This window comes from Croceicoccus naphthovorans, assembly GCF_001028705.1.
GTDB lineage: Bacteria > Pseudomonadota > Alphaproteobacteria > Sphingomonadales > Sphingomonadaceae > Croceicoccus > Croceicoccus naphthovorans.
The window spans coordinates 761,958-779,035 of record NZ_CP011770.1; the positions used below are offsets into that span (position 1 = coordinate 761,958).

The window sequence follows — 17,078 nt, forward strand, 5'->3', positions numbered from 1 at the left end:
ATCAGCCCTCCCGCTCGCGCAGACCGGCCAGCACGTCGAAATAGTCGCGGGCGGACTGTTCCTCGATCAATGCGGTCTTGACGGCATCGACTGGCAACAGGCTTTCAATGTGGTCAGCCAGCAATTTGCGCAGTGCGTGTGCAGGCATCGCCTCCGCCTCGACAGTGTGTTCGATGTAGCGAGCGCGCTTGTCACCCGCCTTTCTGGGCTTTGTCGGCAAGTCGTAATCGTGGATCTGTTCGGGCGTGATGGCGATGCGGCGAAAATCTATCCGCACATCCTCTTCCAAATGCTCGATCAGCTTTTGGTGAATGTCCTGATCGATCAGAACGCCTGCCGGATCGTAATCGCCGATATAGAATATCACCGCCGGTCGCCCGGCAGAGTAGGCGCGGATGTACTCTGCGGACTGATAGGCCAGCGTCATCGATGTGAAACCGCCCGCCGGGTACAGGCTCACCGCAAGGCGTTCGCAGTCATCCTGAATAACACCGGCGATGGACCGGCTTTCGCACCAGACTTCGCAATAGACATCAGCATCGCGCCAAACATCGGCACGGTACTGCCGCGATACCGCGCGCAGGAATTGTGCCTCATCGTCATAGGTTGCGACGTGATAGCCGCGACAGGTGGAATCGCTGATCCAGCCATAAGGCAGCGAACCGGAGCGCCGAAGTTCTGCAACCCGGTGTTGAACTTGGTTATAGCCGTTGTCGGTCTTCTCGACCGGTTCCGGCAAGCGCGGATTGGTCATCCGGTAGAAGACGTGGCGAACGGACTGCGGGTGGTCAGCCCGCAGAACGTCCATGATCTGGCTATCAAGTTGATCGACCTGCGCGCGCGTCCGACGACGGCGCTTTATCTGGCCCGCCTGATAAGCCATGTCAGGCAGGATCGCCGGGCTTGCGCAGATCGTCGGTCGCTTTCGTTACCAGCGTTTTGCCGGTATCCGCCGACAACACCTCTCCGCCGTTTGTGCGGAAGCTGGCCGTCAGGTTACCGATGCCGAGAAATTGGCGCTCGTCGCTGAACAGATTGTAGTCGAGCGAATAAGTTGCGAGCATCGGCACATCGTCCTGCATCTGCTCGCGCTCTGCGTCGATTTCATCGCCAGCGCCGGTCTCGACATAGAACCCGCCGCCGCGAACGACAGCGCCGCTCATTATCCGGTCATCGCCAGCAGGGCAGCAATCCTCTTCAGGATCGATCCCCAGCGGGTTATCCTCGACGCCTGTGTCGGGGTCATCGTCTTCGGCGTCTTCGTGCCCGGCGGTGCGGTTCGGTCCCGACCGGGTGGACGGGTGCATATTCTGCCATTCCAGCCAAGCCAAGTCCTGGTCGGTGCCGTCGCTTTCGGCAGGGTCATCGTCTTCAGTGTCGGGATCGCCGTCGGCCTCGTTGAGCCGTTCCAGAATTATGGCGGCAGCACGCCCGCTGACTTCCTGCATCGCGGTGAGGCCCTGCAGAATCGCTTCAAGATCATCCCGAGCAAGAGCGATGGCCCTGTTTGACAGTTGAGGGAGGTTCATAGCCGTGCCTCCTCGAAATAGGGGGCGAGGCGCATCAGCCATGTTAGGCGGTTTGCCATGGTGGCATTTGCTTGGATTTTCTGGCGATGTGGGCTAAGGCTGAGGGTGTCCGCCGCAATGGACATTCCAGCCCTCGCGCCCTGCTCGGCGCGGGGGTTTTGCGTTTGGATCACCGGACAGCCCTCCGCGCATTGGGTTTGCGTTCACGGCTGGCGAGCCACTCTGCGGATGCGCGAACGGCGCGATATTTGCGCCCGCCCACCATCCAGTAGGGCAATCCGTTTGGCTGATTTGAATAGCGCGCGAGAGTGCGCGTGGTGACGCCCCAGCGGGACGCCAATTCAGCATCCAGAATGAGTTCGTCGTTCGGTATATCGATTGTCATCGTTGCCGCCTTTCGTTTGAAGGTCGGCCAACATTGGTCAGAAAGCTGACAGTGTTTTAAGGTGCGCTTTGAGCGGTTTGCTCACCCCATCTCTCGAAAAGCCTTTTCGTATCGATCCAGCATGGCGTTTGAGTTTTCTGAATAGAGTCGCTTCTGCTCAGAAATTTGACTTTCTGACCAACCTGCTCGTTTTTGCACCTCGTCGAATAGGCGCGCAAACTCTGCTATTTCTTGATCGCTTTTGCGAACGGCCATGTCCTTATGGCGCTTCAAGTATGATTTGAGCGTTTCTTCATTGATTTCCGGATTCAGGAACAGATACGCCTCAGCCGCTCTATATCGCGAAACCCCGAAATGCTTCGCCACGGTGTAGACTTCGTGCGCGATATTAACTTCGCGGCGGATCTGTGACGCTGTTCGTTGGTTTCCCGGCCTTCGCTTGATTTCGCCGCGAAGGTGTGCCGCCAGAAATATACGAATGGCATCATCTATAACGCCACCAGCTTCAATATGGCGGGCCAAATGCTCCGTTTCTCCGAGCTTTGCATCACCTAAGGCGATGGCTGCATCAGGATCGAAAGAGTCCGGCAACTCGATGTCGGAGTATTTCACTACTTCGCTGCCTTCATTTGCACGACTTCCGCAACTTCGTTGGATGGCATAACAATCGCACCGACGCGCTCGGTTGCTTGCCGCAGCGGATCATCCATCAGGTGCGAATAACGGGCCGTAGTGGCGGGTTGGCTATGGCCCAGCAACGCGCCGATGATCGGCAAAGACATGCCGCTCGAAGCCAGAACGCTGGCGTAAGTGTGGCGCAGGTCGTGGATGCGCGCCGATGGCGTCACGATGGTCTTTTCCTTGCCCTTGGCGTCCGTTTCGGTCGTGATCGTCACGATTCCAGATGCAACACACAGATTGTGCCACGGTCGCTTTATTTCCTGCCTGTGGCCTTCGTCGCGACCGGGAAACAGGTATTCCGCATCCTTCGCTGCGGCTTTGCGCATATCGTCCAGAAGCTGGCGGGCAGGGGCCGACAGGGGGACGCGGTGCAAGGTTTTCTGCTTCGTGGTGCTGCCGGGCTTCGTCCAGACGCCAGCATCAAGGTCGAACTGTTCCCAGCGCGCGGCCAGAACCTCACCCTTGCGCGCGCCGGTCAGGAGCAACAACCGAACGATGTTGGCCGCGTCCTGATCGTCGTGTTCGGCCAGCGCCTTGGTCAACGAAGCCAATTCAGCAGGGGAAAGATAGCGGTGCCGCTTTTCCTCACTGTTCCGCTCGATGCCCTTTGCGGGATTATCGGTGCGCCAGCCCCATTTGATCGAAAGAGAAAACATCTTCGACAGCACCGAAACAGTCCGGTTTGCCACATAGGTCGCGCCCGACTTGGTAATCTTGCGGTGCAGGGCATCCACATCGGCGAAGGTCACTTCGGAGACTTTCACGTGCTTGAGCGCGGGCAGGATATGGCGAGCAATTAGCGCCTCGTAATCGCGCTTGGTGGCTGGGCGCTTTTTCGGAAGGTGTTCATCCTCAAACCGCTTGCACAGATCGGCGACGGTCTTGGCCGCGCGTTCTGCATCGACCTCAGCCATTGGATCGTCGCCAACGTCGATGCGCCGCTTAAGCTCTTTGGCTTCTTCGCGGGCAACTGTTGTTTTCCAGTCAGGAAAGCCCCCAATCGTAATGCGGCGCTCGCGGCCTGAACGAGTCCGGTAGTTCAGCACGAATGAACGCGCACCCGCCGCCGTCGTCCGAACTCCAAACCCGCGCACCTCCGTATCGTAGGTGATCCGATTGCCCTTCGCAGGGAGGGGTAGGGCTTTGACTATCGTATCAGTTAGCCGCTGGGCCATTGTCAGTTCGCTCTCGTGTCCGCATTGTGTCCGTCCAGATAACGGCACCTAATGCGCGCATAATGTCCACCGGCGTCCTGATAAGTCAAGCAATAAACCGCTTAAATCCGTCACTTATCTGCGGACACGGGCGGTTATGAATCAAAATCAATGGGTTAGCAGATGAGCAAAAAAGGAACTTTTAATCAGTAGGTCGCTGGTTCGAACCCAGCAGGGCTCACCACGCAGTCTCCAGTTTTCCGGCAGTCTGCCATCGTCTGTCGCGGCGCCGGGATTCTCCCCGAGTTTCCGCGGCTTTGCACTCGTGTAATCGTTGCATCGGCAAAACAGAGACGCACTGACCTCCCATTTGAGCGAGATTCTGGCACAGATTCTCTGCGGCCAAAAAAGCGACCCACTGTTGGGGTGGCATCAGTTGGTGGAGATGTGCAGCGCCTTGTGCTGTTCGGCCCAGAAAAGGGGCATGTCGCCCATGCGCCAAAGATCGCGGGCGCCGAGATGCGATGCGTGGCTGCCGTCGAGAATCGACCGGATGATGGTCGGATCGAGATAGCTGATGCGGGCAACGCGCTGGATGTGGCGGAGCTTTTCGACTGGCAGCGCATCGGTTTCTGACTGGTCCATCTGGAGGAGTTGCTCGCGTGCCGCGAATGCCCGGGCGAGAAGTTCGGTCAGCCGTTCATCCTTTTCGGTCGATGCATTGCCGGTCGGCTCGAGGCGGAGCATTGCCTCGTGACCATACCTGGCTGTTGGGTCGGCATGACGATGTCGATTGTTCGATCAGGCATGCCATTCAGATCTGCAGCTGCGCCGAGAGCTGATGCGCTGAAGGAAGCGCGAGCATCTTCGGAGCTGACTGACACGGGTCGTATGCGGGAGCCAGCCGGTGGCTCCGACCAATTGCTCGAGCGTAGCACCCTCCCTACGGCGGAGCAGGCCAAGCAGCAGTTCGGCCTTGGTCATCCGCTTGGTCAGAGCCTTAACGGTTGCGGGAGCGGCAGCTTCAGATGCGGCAGCCTCTTCGCCTCCGTCTCGTGGCTTGGGGGCACGCGCCATTCGGCGCGGCCGGCGAGGTTTGGAATCCTTCGATAGGTTGGTGGCGGTTTGGACTATGGTCGTTCTCCTGAGGTGGTGAGACGACATCTTGCCGCCTCACCACCTTAGGCCCCGGTACGCGTCATGCGCCGGGGGTCATCGCCGCTTCGAGAGGCGATTCAGTACAGACAGCAATGCTTGCTTTGCCCCCGAAGTCGAATGGAATGTGCAATCGGACTCGAATGACGGATTTGCGCCCTCATCTTCGCCATTCAATAGAGCGTCATCTTTTCCTAAGAGCTGCCGTTGAGGGAAGGGCCGCTAGCGGGTAAACGCACCTGGCCCGGAGGTAGGCATCGCTGATACCGTATTGGTAGGAGGGCGGGTAATTAAGTTGTCATGTCCTGACACCTCTGCGAACCTGTTGGAACTGATCCATGGCTGAAACTGATACGGGCTGGCATTTCTGGATCGACCGCGGCGGCACGTTCACCGACCTTGTGGCGCTTTCCCCTGCGGGCGAGCTGAGCACGAAAAAGCTGCTGTCGTCGCACCCCGAACGGTACAAGGATGCGGCCATTCAGGGCATCCGCGACGTGCTGGGCGTGGCGCAGAACGAGGAACTGCCGTCGGACCGCATCGCCGCGGTGAAGATGGGTACGACGGTCGCCACCAACGCGTTGCTGGAACGGCAGGGCGAGCACGTTGCACTGGTCGTCACCGAGGGTTTCCGCGATGTCCTGCGCATCGGGTACCAGAACCGCCCGCGCCTGTTCGATCTAGATATCAAGCTGCCCGACCGGCTTGAACATCGCGTGATCGAGGCGAAAGAGCGCTGCGACGTTGACGGCAACGTCCTGATCCCGCTGGACACCGATCACATCACGCAGCAGTTGCAGGCAGCGTTCGACGATGGCTGCACCGCTGCTGCCATCGTCCTGATGCACGGATATCGCTATCCCGAACACGAAACGCAGATTGCACAAATCGCGAAACGCATCGGCTTCAGCCAGATTTCGGTCAGCCACCTCGTCAGCCCGCTGATGAAGATCGTCGGGCGCGGTGATACCACGCTGGTCGATGCGTACCTGTCGCCGGTGCTATCGCGCTATGTCCGCCAGGTCGAAAGCGCGCTTGGCGAAGGCGTGCCGCTGGCCTTCATGCAATCGAACGGCGGATTGGTCGGCTCGGCCAATTTCCGTGGCCGCGATGCGATCCTGTCCGGCCCGGCCGGCGGCATCGTCGGCATGGTGGAAACCAGCCGCATTGCCGGGTTCGAAAAGATCATCGGCTTCGACATGGGCGGTACCTCGACTGACGTGTCGCACTATGCTGGAGAGCTTGAGCGGTCGCTCGAAACCGTTGTTGCCGGTGTGCGCCTGCGCGTTCCGATGATGACCATCGACACCATCGCCGCCGGTGGCGGTTCGATCTGCCGCTTTGACGGCAGCCGCCTGCGCGTCGGCCCTGCATCCGCGGGCGCGGACCCCGGCCCGGCCTGTTATCGCCGTGGCGGCCCGCTTACGATTACCGACTGCAACGTCATGCTCGGCAAGTTGCAGCCCGATTGCTTTCCGAGCCTGTTCGGCCCGAACGGAGACCAGCCGATCGATCCCGTCGTCGTGCGCGAACGGTTCGAAGCGCTGGCCGAAGAGGTCAAGGTCGCCGGTCTGCCCGCCCGCACGCCAGAAGAACTGGCCGAAGGCTTCCTCGCCATTGCGGTCGACGCGATGGCCAACGCGATCAAGAAGATCTCGGTCGCGCAGGGGCATGACGTGGCCGACTATGTTCTCGCCTGCTTCGGCGGTGCCGCCGGGCAGCATGCCTGCCTCGTCGCCGATGCGCTGGGCATCCGGAGCGTGTTGGTCCACCCGATGGCGGGCGTTCTCTCCGCCTTTGGCATCGGCCTCTCCGATCAGCGCCTCGTCCGCCAGCGCGCGGTCGAGCAAGAGTTGGGCGAAGCCACGCTGAACGATACCCGCGCCATTCTGGATGAGTTGCAGGACGAGTGCCGCGCCGATGTCGAGACCGACGGTTTCGACCTGAGCCGCGCAACGTATGAGCGCCGCTATTCGGTCCGCTACGCCGGAACCGATACCGCGATGGAAGTGCCCGAAGGGACCGTCGCCGAAATCCGTGAGGCGTTCGAGGCAAAATACCACCAGCGCTTTACCTTCACCACGCCAAAGGTGCCGCTGATCATCGAATCCGCGATGGTCGAGCTGGTCGTCCCGTCGCTGAAGGCGGAAATCTCGAACGACGGGCAGACCGTCGCCGATGCGCCGGACCGACAGGTTGCCAGCTATATGGCTGGCAATCCGCAGGATGCCCGCCTCCTGCCGCGTGATGCGATTGCCATCGAGCAGGCGCTAACCGGCCCCGCCATCATCTACGATTCGACGGCAACGATCATTGTCGAGCCCGGCTGGTCGGCGGTGCGCCGCGCCAACGGAGACCTGGTGCTGACCCGCGTGGCAGAGCTTCAGTCCGCCGATGCGCAGGCCAACACCGCACTCGATCCGGTGCGTCTGGAAATCTTCAACAACCTGTTCATGGCGATTGCCGAACAGATGGGACAGGCGCTGCAGAACACGGCGCTATCGGTCAACATCAAGGAACGGCTCGACTTTTCCTGCGCACTCTTCGACGGGTCCGGCGCGCTGATCGCCAACGCGCCGCACATGCCGGTGCACCTTGGATCGATGGGCGATTCCGTACGCTCCGTCCGCGACAAGGCGATGGCCACCGTGGGGCTGCGCAAGGGCGACGTATATGTCGTCAACAACCCCTACAACGGCGGCACCCACTTGCCCGACCTGACCGTGGTCATGCCCGTGTTCGACGAGAAAGGCGATTGCTCATTCTATGTCGCCGCACGCGGCCACCATGCCGACATCGGCGGCAAGACACCGGGTTCGATGCCGCCCGACAGCCACACGCTGGAGGAAGAGGGCATCCTGCTAGACAGCTTCCTGTTAGTCGAAAACGGGCGCTTGCGCGAAACCGAGTTCCGCGCGGCGCTGGCCGACGGACGCTATCCCGCCCGCGATCCCGACCGCAACGTCGGCGACATTCGCGCGCAGGTCGCGGCCTGTGCCCGCGGTGCGGCGGAAATCAACAAGATGTGCGCGCACTTCGGCCTCGATGTCGTGCTGGCCTATATGCGCCATGTGCAGGACAATGCGGCAGAGGCGGTGCGCCGCGTGCTCGACCGTCTACCCGACGGAGCCTTTACATATAAACTGGACGACGGTTCGCACATCAGTGTCGCGATCTCCATCGACCGGGTAAAGCGCCGCGCGGTGATCGACTTCACCGGCAGCAGCGAGCAGCAGCCGACCAATTTCAACGCACCCCCGGCGATCTGCCGTGCCGCCGTGCTCTATGTGCTGCGCACCCTGATCGACGAGGATATCCCGATGAACGACGGTTGCCTGCAACCGGTCAACATCGTCATCCCCGACGGGTCGATCCTGCATCCCCACCACGCTGCTGCGGTCGTGGCGGGCAACGTGGAGACCAGCCAGGTCATCACTGACACGCTCTATGGCGCGACCGGCGCGATGGCCGCAGCGCAGGGTACGATGAACAACTTCACGTTCGGTGACGAAACACGCCAGTACTACGAAACGATCTGCGGCGGCGCGGGCGCAGGCCCGGATTTCGACGGCAGCTCGGCGGTGCACACGCACATGACGAACAGCCGGATCACCGATCCCGAAGTGCTGGAATGGCGCTTCCCGGTCCTGCTGGAGGCGTTCGAGATCCGGCGCGGATCCGGCGGCAAGGGCAAGCACTCTGGCGGCGATGGTGTTCATAGGCGTATCCGGTTCCTGAAGGACATGACCGCCACGATCCTGTCGAACCGCCGTGTGGTGCCGCCCTTTGGCCTGAAAGGCGGATCGCCTGGTCAGCCGGGTCGCAACCGGGTGATCCGCGCCGACGGAACGGTGGAAGACATTGCCTCGACCGAGAGCACCGAAATGACGCCCGGCGACGTCTTCGTCATCGATACCCCCGGCGGCGGCGGTTATGGTCCCACTTGAAATTAGCGATCGCCAGGCGCGAAGGATGTGAGAAGCGGTTCGGTTTTTGAAAGTGCCTGCACCAGCAATTAATCACAAAAAGCCGACTGTCTGAATTCGGCTCAATAGCTTCCCGTGACGGTTCGGTTGACTGTCCAGACGACGAAAAAGAATCGGCGGTCCTGACGGGCATCCACGCGGTGTCTTACAGCGCACGAGCAGGCTTACGGACGGTAACTCGCTTGGTTCGCAACCACGAAAAGCGCGCGGGGTCCTGTTCAAGTAAGAATGCCCGAAGGCTGCTCCTCTGGTCGTTGCCAAAGCGGCTCGCAACTTGGGAGCTGATGCTGAATCCGTAATCAGAGCTTCTTCGGTCAGGGAAATGGCACGTTCTGGATGTCCGCCCTTACGCCAATGGCTGCTGGAGTTGACTGCATGCCATGGATCTTTGGTTGCGTGCCAATCAGCGGTCATAACCTGAGCTTCAATCATAGGCCAAGCGGCTGCGACCTCGTCGGTCCAACAGTCTTCGCCTCCAACCTGAAGCCATGCGACTGACGTTGGTTGCAGTCTCTCCCCTTTCGCCAAGGACAGTAGCAGCCGAATTGTCTATTGGGGATTTGGCAGCTGCTCGGTCGATTAAACATGGTGCTCAAACCCGTCGATGAAGTCTGAACTTTGCGTCAAAGCACTCTAGCGCTGGCAGTCCGGACGCCAGAAAGGTAGCCGAGCGATTCCAATTGCCGTCTTGACCCTGACATCATGTCAGGCCCTACATGAGTGGTCGGCAAGGAGATTAAGCCGATGGACGAGCATCAGCACTGTAACCACGATAACGCAGCGGTAAGCAGCGCGACAGTCACCGATCCGGTATGCGGAATGCAGGTCGATCGGCAGACGACGACGCATCACGCTACGCATGCGGGGCAAGATTATCATTTCTGCAGCGCCCGCTGTCAGGCGCGATTTGCCGAAGATCCAGTTCGCTGGCTGACCGGAGCGGCTGACGAACCAGCCTTGACCGACGGTGCGATCTGGACCTGCCCGATGCATCCTGAAGTGCGCCAGGATCATCCGGGATCGTGCCCTATCTGCGGCATGGCGCTCGAACCGGAGATGGTCGATCCCGATGCCGGTCCGACCGAGGAACTGGTCGATATGACACGGCGGTTTTGGATCGGTCTGGCGCTGACCATACCTGTGTTCCTGCTGGAAATGGGCGGCCATGTGTTTCCAGTGATCCACCATCTTGTTCCGATAGACGTCTCGGTCTGGGTGCAACTGGCTCTGGCGACACCAGTAGTTCTATGGGCAGGCTGGCCGTTCATTACGCGGGCGGCTGCATCGGTCATCTCGCGCAACCTGAACATGTTTACCCTGATCGCGTTGGGGACCGGGGTGGCGTGGTCCTATTCCATTGTTGCGGCCCTTGCACCCGGACTGTTTCCCGATGCGTTCCGCGCCCACGACGGCACCGTCGCGGTCTATTTCGAAGCAGCGGCAGTCATCACCGTGCTGGTCCTGCTGGGCCAGGTCCTTGAACTTCGCGCCCGCGAACGTACGTCCGGGGCCCTGAAGGCCCTGCTCGGCCTGACGCCCCACACCGCCCGCAGGATTGGCGCGGACGGTGATGAGGAAGTCCCGCTGGAGGATCTGCAGGTCGGCGATCGTCTGCGTATCCGGCCGGGTGAGAAAATTCCGGTCGACGGCACAGTGGCCGAGGGTGCTTCCGCCATCGACGAGTCCATGGTGACGGGGGAATCCATGCCCGTATCCAAGCAAGCGGGTGACACGGTGATCGGCGGCACCATCAATACGACCGGTTCGCTGGTGATGGTCGCAGAAAAGCTGGGCCGCGATACGCTCCTCTCGCGCATCGTGCAGATGGTGGCCCAGGCCCAGCGCTCACGCGCACCGATCCAGCGGCTGGCCGATCAGGTGGCGGGCTGGTTCGTGCCGCTGATCCTCGGCGTTGCGTTGATCGCTTTCGCCGCGTGGAGCCTCTGGGGGCCAGAGCCGCGCCTTGCCCACGCGCTCGTTGCCGCGGTGGCTGTGCTGATTATCGCCTGCCCCTGCGCGCTCGGTCTGGCGACACCTATGTCGATCATGGTCGGCGTGGGCCGTGGTGCAGAGGAAGGCATACTCGTGAAGAATGCCGAGGCGCTGGAGCGGATGGAGAAAGTCGATACGCTGGTCGTCGACAAGACCGGCACGCTTACCGAGGGCAAGCCGTCGGTGACTCGCGTTGTTCCGCTTGGTAACCTGTCGGAAGATGACGTGCTTCGGCTCGCCGCAGGCGTCGAGCAGGCCTCGGAACATCCGCTGGCGCTGGCAATCATAGCCGAAGCGGAGCGGCGTGGTATCGACCCACCTGAGGTCGAGAATTTCGATTCCCCTACCGGCAAGGGGGCCATGGGTACGATCGAAGGCAGTCGGGTTCTGCTTGGGAATGCCACTTTCTTGATCGAGCGCGGCGTCGATCCCGGACCCGCTGCCAGCGATGCCGACTTGCTGCGGCAGGATGGCGCAACGGCAATCCTGATTGCCATTGACCACAAGGTCGCGGGCATCATCGCCATCGCCGACGCGGTCAAGGCGACTACACCCGATGCGTTGAAGGCCCTTCGCGCCGAAGGCATCCGCCTCCTGATGCTCACTGGGGACAACCGGACGACCGCAGAGGCGGTGGCAAGGTCTCTGGGTATCGATGAAGTGGAGGCCGATGTCCTGCCCGATCGCAAGAGCGCGGTAGTCGAACGCTTGCGTGCACAGGGCCATGTCGTCGCCATGGCCGGTGACGGTGTGAACGATGCCCCGGCACTCGCCGCAGCAGACGTTGGTATCGCAATGGGATCGGGCACCGATGTCGCGATCGAGAGTGCTGGAATCACCCTGCTCAATGGCGAGCTGACCGGTATTGCCCGGGCTCATACGCTCAGCCGCAAGGTGATGTCGAACATCCGCCAGAACCTCGTCTTTGCTTTCGGCTACAACGCGTTGGGCGTGCCTGTGGCGGCGGGCGTGCTGTACCCGCACTTCGGTATCCTGCTTTCCCCCGTGATCGCGGCCGCCGCGATGTCGCTTTCCTCCGTCAGCGTGATCGGCAATGCCCTCCGACTGAAGGCGGCTCAGCTATGAACATTGGCGATGCGTCGCAGCGGATTGGCGTTTCGCAGCGGATGATCCGGCATCACGAGAAGATCGGCCTGATCTCGGCACCGCCACGTCGTGACAGTGGTTATCGCGATTATTCCGATGTGGACCTGAAAAGGCTGCGCTTTATCGCCAACGCTGGGGATCTGGGTTTTTCCATCGAGGAGATCGGCGACCTGCTGCAATTGTGGAGTGACGAGCGTCGCGCCAATTCCGAAGTCAAGGCATTGGCTCTGGCGAAGGCAGACGAACTTGGCCGCAAGGTGGACGCGCTGGCCGCGATGCGCTCTAGCCTGCTCCATCTAGACCGCACGTGCCATGGCGACGATCGGCCGGATTGCCCGATCATCGAAACGATTTCAGGAGAGACGCTGGCCGTTCATGCCAGTTCAGCCAAGGATAATTGACTCCTGTCCGATTGCCGTGATTGATCGGGCTGGCAGTTGCGAAAATGCCGCAAAGGAAAACACGATGATCGCTTTTAAGTCCGCAATGGCCCGCCTGCCCGCGACGGCGCTTGCCTTGTCCCTGGCAGCCTGCACCGTGGCCGCGCAGGCAGCACCATACGTCATGTTCCGCGATCCCGGTTGCGGCTGCTGCCACGAATGGGCCGAGCACATCCGGGCAGACATGCAGGCAGAGGTCGTAATGCGGGAAGACGTCCCGATGACGCAAGTGAAGGCCGATCGCGGCATTCCGGCCGATCTGGCATCGTGTCACACGATGGAAGTGGAAGGCTACGTTATCGAAGGCCACGTTCCCGCTGCCGACATCAGACGGCTGCTTCGGGAAAGGCCCGAAGGCGTCAGGGGATTGGCTGTCGCGGGAATGCCGCTTGGCTCACCGGGCATGGAAATGGGCGGGCGCACCCAGCCCTATAAGGTTATTGCGTTCGGTGATTTCGGGCAGAGAGTTTTCGCAACCTATCAGTAGGGAGCCCGTTGTCCGCAGCTGGCGAAGTCTGCCTGTGGAGCGGACAGCCCCTACGGCTCGCATGTGGAATGTCGGTTTTCTACGGCCCGGCCGCCGAAACCGGACGGTCTGTTGCCGGCCCAGAAGGTGGCATTCCACCGAAACCGAGGGGATGGCTGCTTTCCACCCCATTTTGGATATAAGCGCTTCGCGGCACTCGCCCCCTTAGCGGACTGGCAGCTATCCGGGCTTTCTGACCAAAAGCGGCTGGTCGGGTAACGAACCGATTGCGGACGCACGGATTTGCGCCAAGTCTCCTCTATAAGTGCGCTTCTTCAGATTTTATTTGAAATCTAGTTTCACTTATCTTCTTACTTCTCTGAACAAAGATGGACTTTTTATGATATTTATTTATTTAATATATACTGGTTAATAAATCTCTATGTGTTACTCTTAAGATTGCTACTCCAGTTCGCCAGGACAACTAATTAACCGATTGGGATCCACGCTCGTTGCGCGTAGGATAGTTCCGTCGCATCTATGATCTTTTGAACGTGAGCGGCCTGTTTGAAGCTAGGGCTGGCTTCCTTCCCTGATCGCACTGCGTCCACAAAATCCCGGAAGATCGCCGCAAGGGTGAAGACACCAATCTGCTCAGTATCTGCTCTGACGGTACCGCATGGGATCGTCATGAGCCGTTCCGGTATCTCCACGAGAGCATCTGGCTCATCGAGGTAGGTCCCGACTGGACCAGAGTGGAGGGTTGTGCTGAATGCTTGGGGGAACCCTGGAGCCTTCAGTGTCAGCCGCCCCTTGCTGCCCCATGCCTCGAGGTTGAACCCATGCGCGTTTGCGGCGTTCCACGATACGTTGAGCTGCGCATCCACTCCGCTCGCCAGACGAAGGAGGAGGAAGACGTTATCGTGCACTTCCGGCTTGATGACGGACCCATCGCTCGTCGGCCATGAATCAAGCTTTGTGCTCCCAGTGCCGATTACCTCGGTTACTGGACCGAACAAAGATACGAGGGCATGAAGCGCATGTCCGCCAATATTTCGCAAAACCGAAGCGCCTTGCGACGCATCCGCGAACCAAGCGTAATCCGGTACGTTGATCGACTTTGCGGTGAACAGCTGCACTTGGAAGCTGCAGTTGATACCGCTCACCTCTCCGATGAAGCCTTCGTCAAGCTTCTCCTTCATTAGCCGGCCGGCTGGCGTTGGCTGCACGGTTGCATCCACCATGCCGACGAGGCCTTTGCCTTGCTGACGATCGAACATGTCTTGCGCTTCAGACGCGTTCATGCCGAATGGCATGCCAGCGTAAACATGCTTCCCCGCTTCTAGCGCGGCCGTAACCATCTCGTGGCGCAGCCTGGGTCTGGTGCCAACGTCGATGATGTCAATTTCAGGATCACGCGCCATCTCGCGATAGTCGCCATAGGCTTTCTTGATTCCGGTCTTTGCCGCCGCAGCTTCAGCCGTTTCTTGCCGCGAGGTGCAGATTGCAACAACTTCGACATCATCAAGACTTCGCCAGGCCGGAAGGTGGGCTTGAACGCCCCATGCCGCGCTGATTATCCCTACCCGCAATTTATCAGTCATAACCGATTAACCGTTATTGCCTTGCGCATTGGCGGTAGTGCTACAACTTGATTGGGGTCGCAAAAACACGTTCTAATGATCATTACGCTTGTGATTTCCGACCCGCTGGATTCGAACGAATAATACGTTCGTGAAACGTCCGACCAGTTGCCAATGGCGATTTAATCGAGCTCTCGACGCAAGAATCTGTCAAATCGCTAATGTCCGAAGAATTATGTTCAATTTGGCAAACTCAAGTAGCTGCTTCCCACCCCGTAGCCGACACTCGTGACGAAGGCTGACTGACTGGTAGCAGACTTTCCGCGTGATGGACGGAAAGACCGAGAGTAGCGAGTAAAGCGGTCATCATCGCCTAACCAGCTTCCGAATTGCGGATTGCCATCCCGGCAAGTGGGGCAAACGGTGTACCAAGGGATCTCTAAGCTTGGCCAACTTTGTCCGGCTCAGCTGTGTGAGCCTCTCCCAATCCGCTTTGAACAAGTAGAGTGCATTGCCGTACTCGAGATTTTCCAGTGCGACGAGGCGATCCCCGAATTTCGCTCCAAAGTCTCCCGCAAATTTACCTGTGCCGACGATGAAGCCGTCATGACCGAGGCGGTCAAGGTCCTCCAGTCTTTCTCTTGCGACCCTCAACCGCGCAGGATTGCCCGACTTTCGTGACACCAGTCGCTCCAGTACGCGGTCCTTCGAACCGGTTGGCAAGAGCTCCCAGTACATATGTTGAATTCGAGCAAGATCAGGGTCGGAGAGATCAGCGTCGAATACGTGCGCTTCCCCATCAGTGCTTCGAAGTCGACCGCACTGCGGGCATCGCCGCACAGAAGTCGATGCCGTCCAAGAAGCCAAATGGCGCCGCGGCGTGAGACCGCAGGGCCGGTAGCTATGACAACCGCATCGTCGGCTGCGTCGCGGCCAGCCTCGCCCGCTTCCTCGATTACGAAATCGACTTCGGCGAGACTGAACCCGGTGAGCTCGATGTCGAACTCGAGATCGACCAGAGCCTGGAACTCGATGGCGAGGATTTCCTTGTCCCACCCGGCGTTGAGCGCGAGCTTGTTGTCGGCCAGCACATCATCGCAAGGTCGAAGTGCTGAGTGAGCAGGTGCTTACACAGCGGGACGGCTGGGCCATGGTTCTACTCCACGCGGAGTTGGCCGACCCGGATTAGCCGGCGATAATCCCCCTCGCGGTACCCCGCCAATTGTCGACACCGATCGCTGACATATGCGCGACCGTTCCCTGTTACCGGCATTCCTGTTCGTTGTTCCGGCACGAGGAATTCCCTGTTTCTCGCGCAGGGGATTTGGCCCACGAAATGGCGGAGTTCTTCGGTTTCAGTACTGCCTGACGGCGGAGATCGGCGTGAAAAATTGTCAGATTCCCTGAATTTTTCCCTGTTAAACGGGGAAATCAGGGGTGAGACCGGTTAGGTCAGGACCGCGCCATTCACCACTTTTGCGATCATCACCGCGCCTTTTGGTATTCCGGCTTCACGTGCTCCCTCTTGACCGCTCTTTCGCGTTCGGCGAACCCGCCACCTGCCTTTAACAGCGGAATGGACGGTTTATGATCAAACGAACCCTTGCCGGACGCGCGGTAAATCCCATCGGGCTTGGCTGCATGAATGTCACATGGGCCTATGGTTCGCCCATCTCGCGCGAAGATGCGGTCTCGCTATTTCGAGAGGCGTTGGACGAGGGTTACGATCATTTCGACACCGCGAATATCTATGGCGGCGGGGTCAGTGAGGAAATCTTGGGCGAGGCGATCATGGATCGTCGCGACGATTTCCTGCTGGCATCGAAGATGGGGATCGTGGTCGAGGGCGACCGTCGCGGCATCGATTGCAGCCCGGATGCCATCGTAGCCTCACTGGATGCCAGCCTGAAGCGTCTAAAGACGGACCGCATCGATCTTTACTACATGCATCGGCTCGACCCCAAAGTACCGATTGCGGAAAGCGTCGGTGCGATGGTGCGGGCGATGGAGGCGGGCAAGATCGGCGCCTATGGCGTGTCTGAATGGAGCGCCGCCCACATTCGCGAAGCGCACGGGGTGCATCCGATGGCTGCGGTTCAGACCGAATATTCCCCGTGGACGCGCAACGTGGAACTGGGCGTTCTGGACACGACGCGGGAACTGGGCATTGCGCTTGTCGCTTTCTCGCCAGTGGCGCGCGGTGCATTGGCCAATGCACTGGGCGATCCGCTGATCCTGACCGGACAGGATTTGCGGGGCAATATGCCGCGGTTCAGTGCGGAGAACTGGCCGTGCAACATGGACCTGATCCGCGCCTTCAACGCCTTGGCGGCAGAGGCGCGCGTGACCCCGGCGCAGCTATCGCTCGCATGGGTCTTGTCGCGCGCACCGCATCTGCACGCGATCCCCGGCACGTCGAATGCTGCGCATATGGTCGAGAATAGCGGTACCAATTCGCTGACAATTGCGCCCGATGTTTTGGAGAGGGTTGGCGAAATCGTGAACCAGGCGACCGTATCCGGCCACCGCTATCCGGAATCGCTGCGCGGATTTATCGATACAGAGGATTTCTGAAAGCGCGCCGGCAGGCGGTGATGAGC

Annotated in this window: 14 protein-coding genes; 5 read left to right on the top strand and 9 right to left on the bottom strand. The window is 59.9% G+C overall.

Annotated elements, in window-relative coordinates; translation table 11 throughout:
• Position 1: 1 nt before the first annotated feature.
• The 7 genes from AB433_RS03900 to AB433_RS21740 all read right to left on the bottom strand — a co-directional run bounded on the left by AB433_RS03900 (position 2) and on the right by AB433_RS21740 (position 4,913).
• Positions 2-883 (bottom strand): hypothetical protein, encoded by an 882-nt coding sequence (locus AB433_RS03900; RefSeq protein ID WP_047820006.1) that lies wholly within the window; start codon positions 881-883, stop codon positions 2-4.
• A 1-nt stretch (position 884) separates the two neighbouring features.
• Complete coding sequence (locus AB433_RS03905) at positions 885-1,529, bottom strand: hypothetical protein (RefSeq protein ID WP_047820007.1); 645 nt, start codon at positions 1,527-1,529, stop codon at positions 885-887.
• Positions 1,530-1,698: 169 nt separating this feature from the next.
• Positions 1,699-1,914 carry a hypothetical protein gene (locus AB433_RS03910; RefSeq protein WP_047820008.1) on the bottom strand — a complete coding sequence of 72 codons (216 nt, stop codon included), beginning with the start codon at positions 1,912-1,914 and terminating at the stop codon, positions 1,699-1,701.
• Between the two features lie 81 nt (positions 1,915-1,995).
• Positions 1,996-2,526 carry a hypothetical protein gene (locus AB433_RS03915; RefSeq protein WP_047820009.1) on the bottom strand — a complete coding sequence of 177 codons (531 nt, stop codon included), beginning with the start codon at positions 2,524-2,526 and terminating at the stop codon, positions 1,996-1,998.
• On the bottom strand, positions 2,526-3,770 hold the full coding sequence (locus tag AB433_RS03920; protein WP_047820010.1) for a tyrosine-type recombinase/integrase: 1,245 nt from the start codon (positions 3,768-3,770) through the stop codon (positions 2,526-2,528). The genes AB433_RS03915 and AB433_RS03920 overlap by 1 nt, the downstream gene beginning before the upstream one ends.
• 411 nt (positions 3,771-4,181) lie before the next feature.
• The gene (locus AB433_RS03925) at positions 4,182-4,496 is read right to left on the bottom strand and encodes a hypothetical protein (RefSeq protein WP_047820011.1); all 315 of its coding nucleotides are present in this window, start codon (positions 4,494-4,496) and stop codon (positions 4,182-4,184) included.
• 54 nt (positions 4,497-4,550) lie between these two features.
• A complete protein-coding gene (locus AB433_RS21740; RefSeq protein WP_082134779.1) occupies positions 4,551-4,913 on the bottom strand; it encodes a DUF3489 domain-containing protein in 363 nt (120 codons plus the stop codon).
• Positions 4,914-5,242: 329 nt separating this feature from the next.
• Here AB433_RS21740 and AB433_RS03935 point away from each other — a divergent pair, with 329 nt between their 5' ends.
• The 4 genes from AB433_RS03935 (at position 5,243) to AB433_RS03950 (ending at position 12,916) form a co-directional block, all read left to right on the top strand.
• Positions 5,243-8,851, top strand: coding sequence for a hydantoinase B/oxoprolinase family protein (locus AB433_RS03935; RefSeq protein WP_047820013.1), 3,609 nt, complete (start codon positions 5,243-5,245; stop codon positions 8,849-8,851).
• Between the two features lie 783 nt (positions 8,852-9,634).
• Complete coding sequence (locus tag AB433_RS03940) at positions 9,635-11,968, top strand: heavy metal translocating P-type ATPase (protein WP_047823260.1); 2,334 nt, start codon at positions 9,635-9,637, stop codon at positions 11,966-11,968.
• A complete protein-coding gene (locus AB433_RS03945; RefSeq protein WP_047820014.1) occupies positions 11,965-12,390 on the top strand; it encodes a MerR family transcriptional regulator in 426 nt (141 codons plus the stop codon). The genes AB433_RS03940 and AB433_RS03945 overlap by 4 nt, the downstream gene beginning before the upstream one ends.
• A 64-nt stretch (positions 12,391-12,454) precedes the next feature.
• Positions 12,455-12,916 carry a DUF411 domain-containing protein gene (locus AB433_RS03950; protein WP_047823262.1) on the top strand — a complete coding sequence of 154 codons (462 nt, stop codon included), beginning with the start codon at positions 12,455-12,457 and terminating at the stop codon, positions 12,914-12,916.
• 467 nt (positions 12,917-13,383) lie between these two features.
• Here the strand turns inward: AB433_RS03950 and AB433_RS03955 are convergent, their stop codons facing one another.
• Both AB433_RS03955 and AB433_RS03960 read right to left on the bottom strand, forming a co-directional pair.
• On the bottom strand, positions 13,384-14,499 hold the full coding sequence (locus AB433_RS03955) for a Gfo/Idh/MocA family protein (protein WP_047820015.1): 1,116 nt from the start codon (positions 14,497-14,499) through the stop codon (positions 13,384-13,386).
• 629 nt (positions 14,500-15,128) lie between these two features.
• Positions 15,129-15,569 (bottom strand): hypothetical protein, encoded by a 441-nt coding sequence (locus AB433_RS03960; RefSeq protein ID WP_047820016.1) that lies wholly within the window; start codon positions 15,567-15,569, stop codon positions 15,129-15,131.
• Between the two features lie 496 nt (positions 15,570-16,065).
• Between AB433_RS03960 and AB433_RS03965 the strand changes: the two genes are divergently transcribed.
• A complete protein-coding gene (locus tag AB433_RS03965; RefSeq protein ID WP_047820017.1) occupies positions 16,066-17,052 on the top strand; it encodes an aldo/keto reductase in 987 nt (328 codons plus the stop codon).
• The last annotated feature ends 26 nt before the right edge of the window (positions 17,053-17,078 follow it).

Excerpts from the sequence above, each read along its gene's own strand:
- AB433_RS03900 (WP_047820006.1), bottom strand. The coding sequence starts at position 883 with ATGGCTTATCAGGCGGGCCAGATAAAGCGCCGTCGTCGGACGCGCGCG.
- AB433_RS03905 (WP_047820007.1), bottom strand. The coding sequence starts at position 1,529 with ATGAACCTCCCTCAACTGTCAAACAGGGCCATCGCTCTTGCTCGGGAT.
- AB433_RS03910 (WP_047820008.1), bottom strand. The coding sequence starts at position 1,914 with ATGACAATCGATATACCGAACGACGAACTCATTCTGGATGCTGAATTG.
- AB433_RS03920 (WP_047820010.1), bottom strand. The coding sequence starts at position 3,770 with ATGGCCCAGCGGCTAACTGATACGATAGTCAAAGCCCTACCCCTCCCT.
- AB433_RS03925 (WP_047820011.1), bottom strand. The coding sequence starts at position 4,496 with ATGCTCCGCCTCGAGCCGACCGGCAATGCATCGACCGAAAAGGATGAA.
- AB433_RS21740 (WP_082134779.1), bottom strand. The coding sequence starts at position 4,913 with ATGTCGTCTCACCACCTCAGGAGAACGACCATAGTCCAAACCGCCACC.
- AB433_RS03935 (WP_047820013.1), top strand. The coding sequence starts at position 5,243 with ATGGCTGAAACTGATACGGGCTGGCATTTCTGGATCGACCGCGGCGGC.
- AB433_RS03940 (WP_047823260.1), top strand. The coding sequence starts at position 9,635 with ATGGACGAGCATCAGCACTGTAACCACGATAACGCAGCGGTAAGCAGC.
- AB433_RS03945 (WP_047820014.1), top strand. The coding sequence starts at position 11,965 with ATGAACATTGGCGATGCGTCGCAGCGGATTGGCGTTTCGCAGCGGATG.
- AB433_RS03950 (WP_047823262.1), top strand. The coding sequence starts at position 12,455 with ATGATCGCTTTTAAGTCCGCAATGGCCCGCCTGCCCGCGACGGCGCTT.
- AB433_RS03955 (WP_047820015.1), bottom strand. The coding sequence starts at position 14,499 with ATGACTGATAAATTGCGGGTAGGGATAATCAGCGCGGCATGGGGCGTT.
- AB433_RS03965 (WP_047820017.1), top strand. The coding sequence starts at position 16,066 with ATGATCAAACGAACCCTTGCCGGACGCGCGGTAAATCCCATCGGGCTT.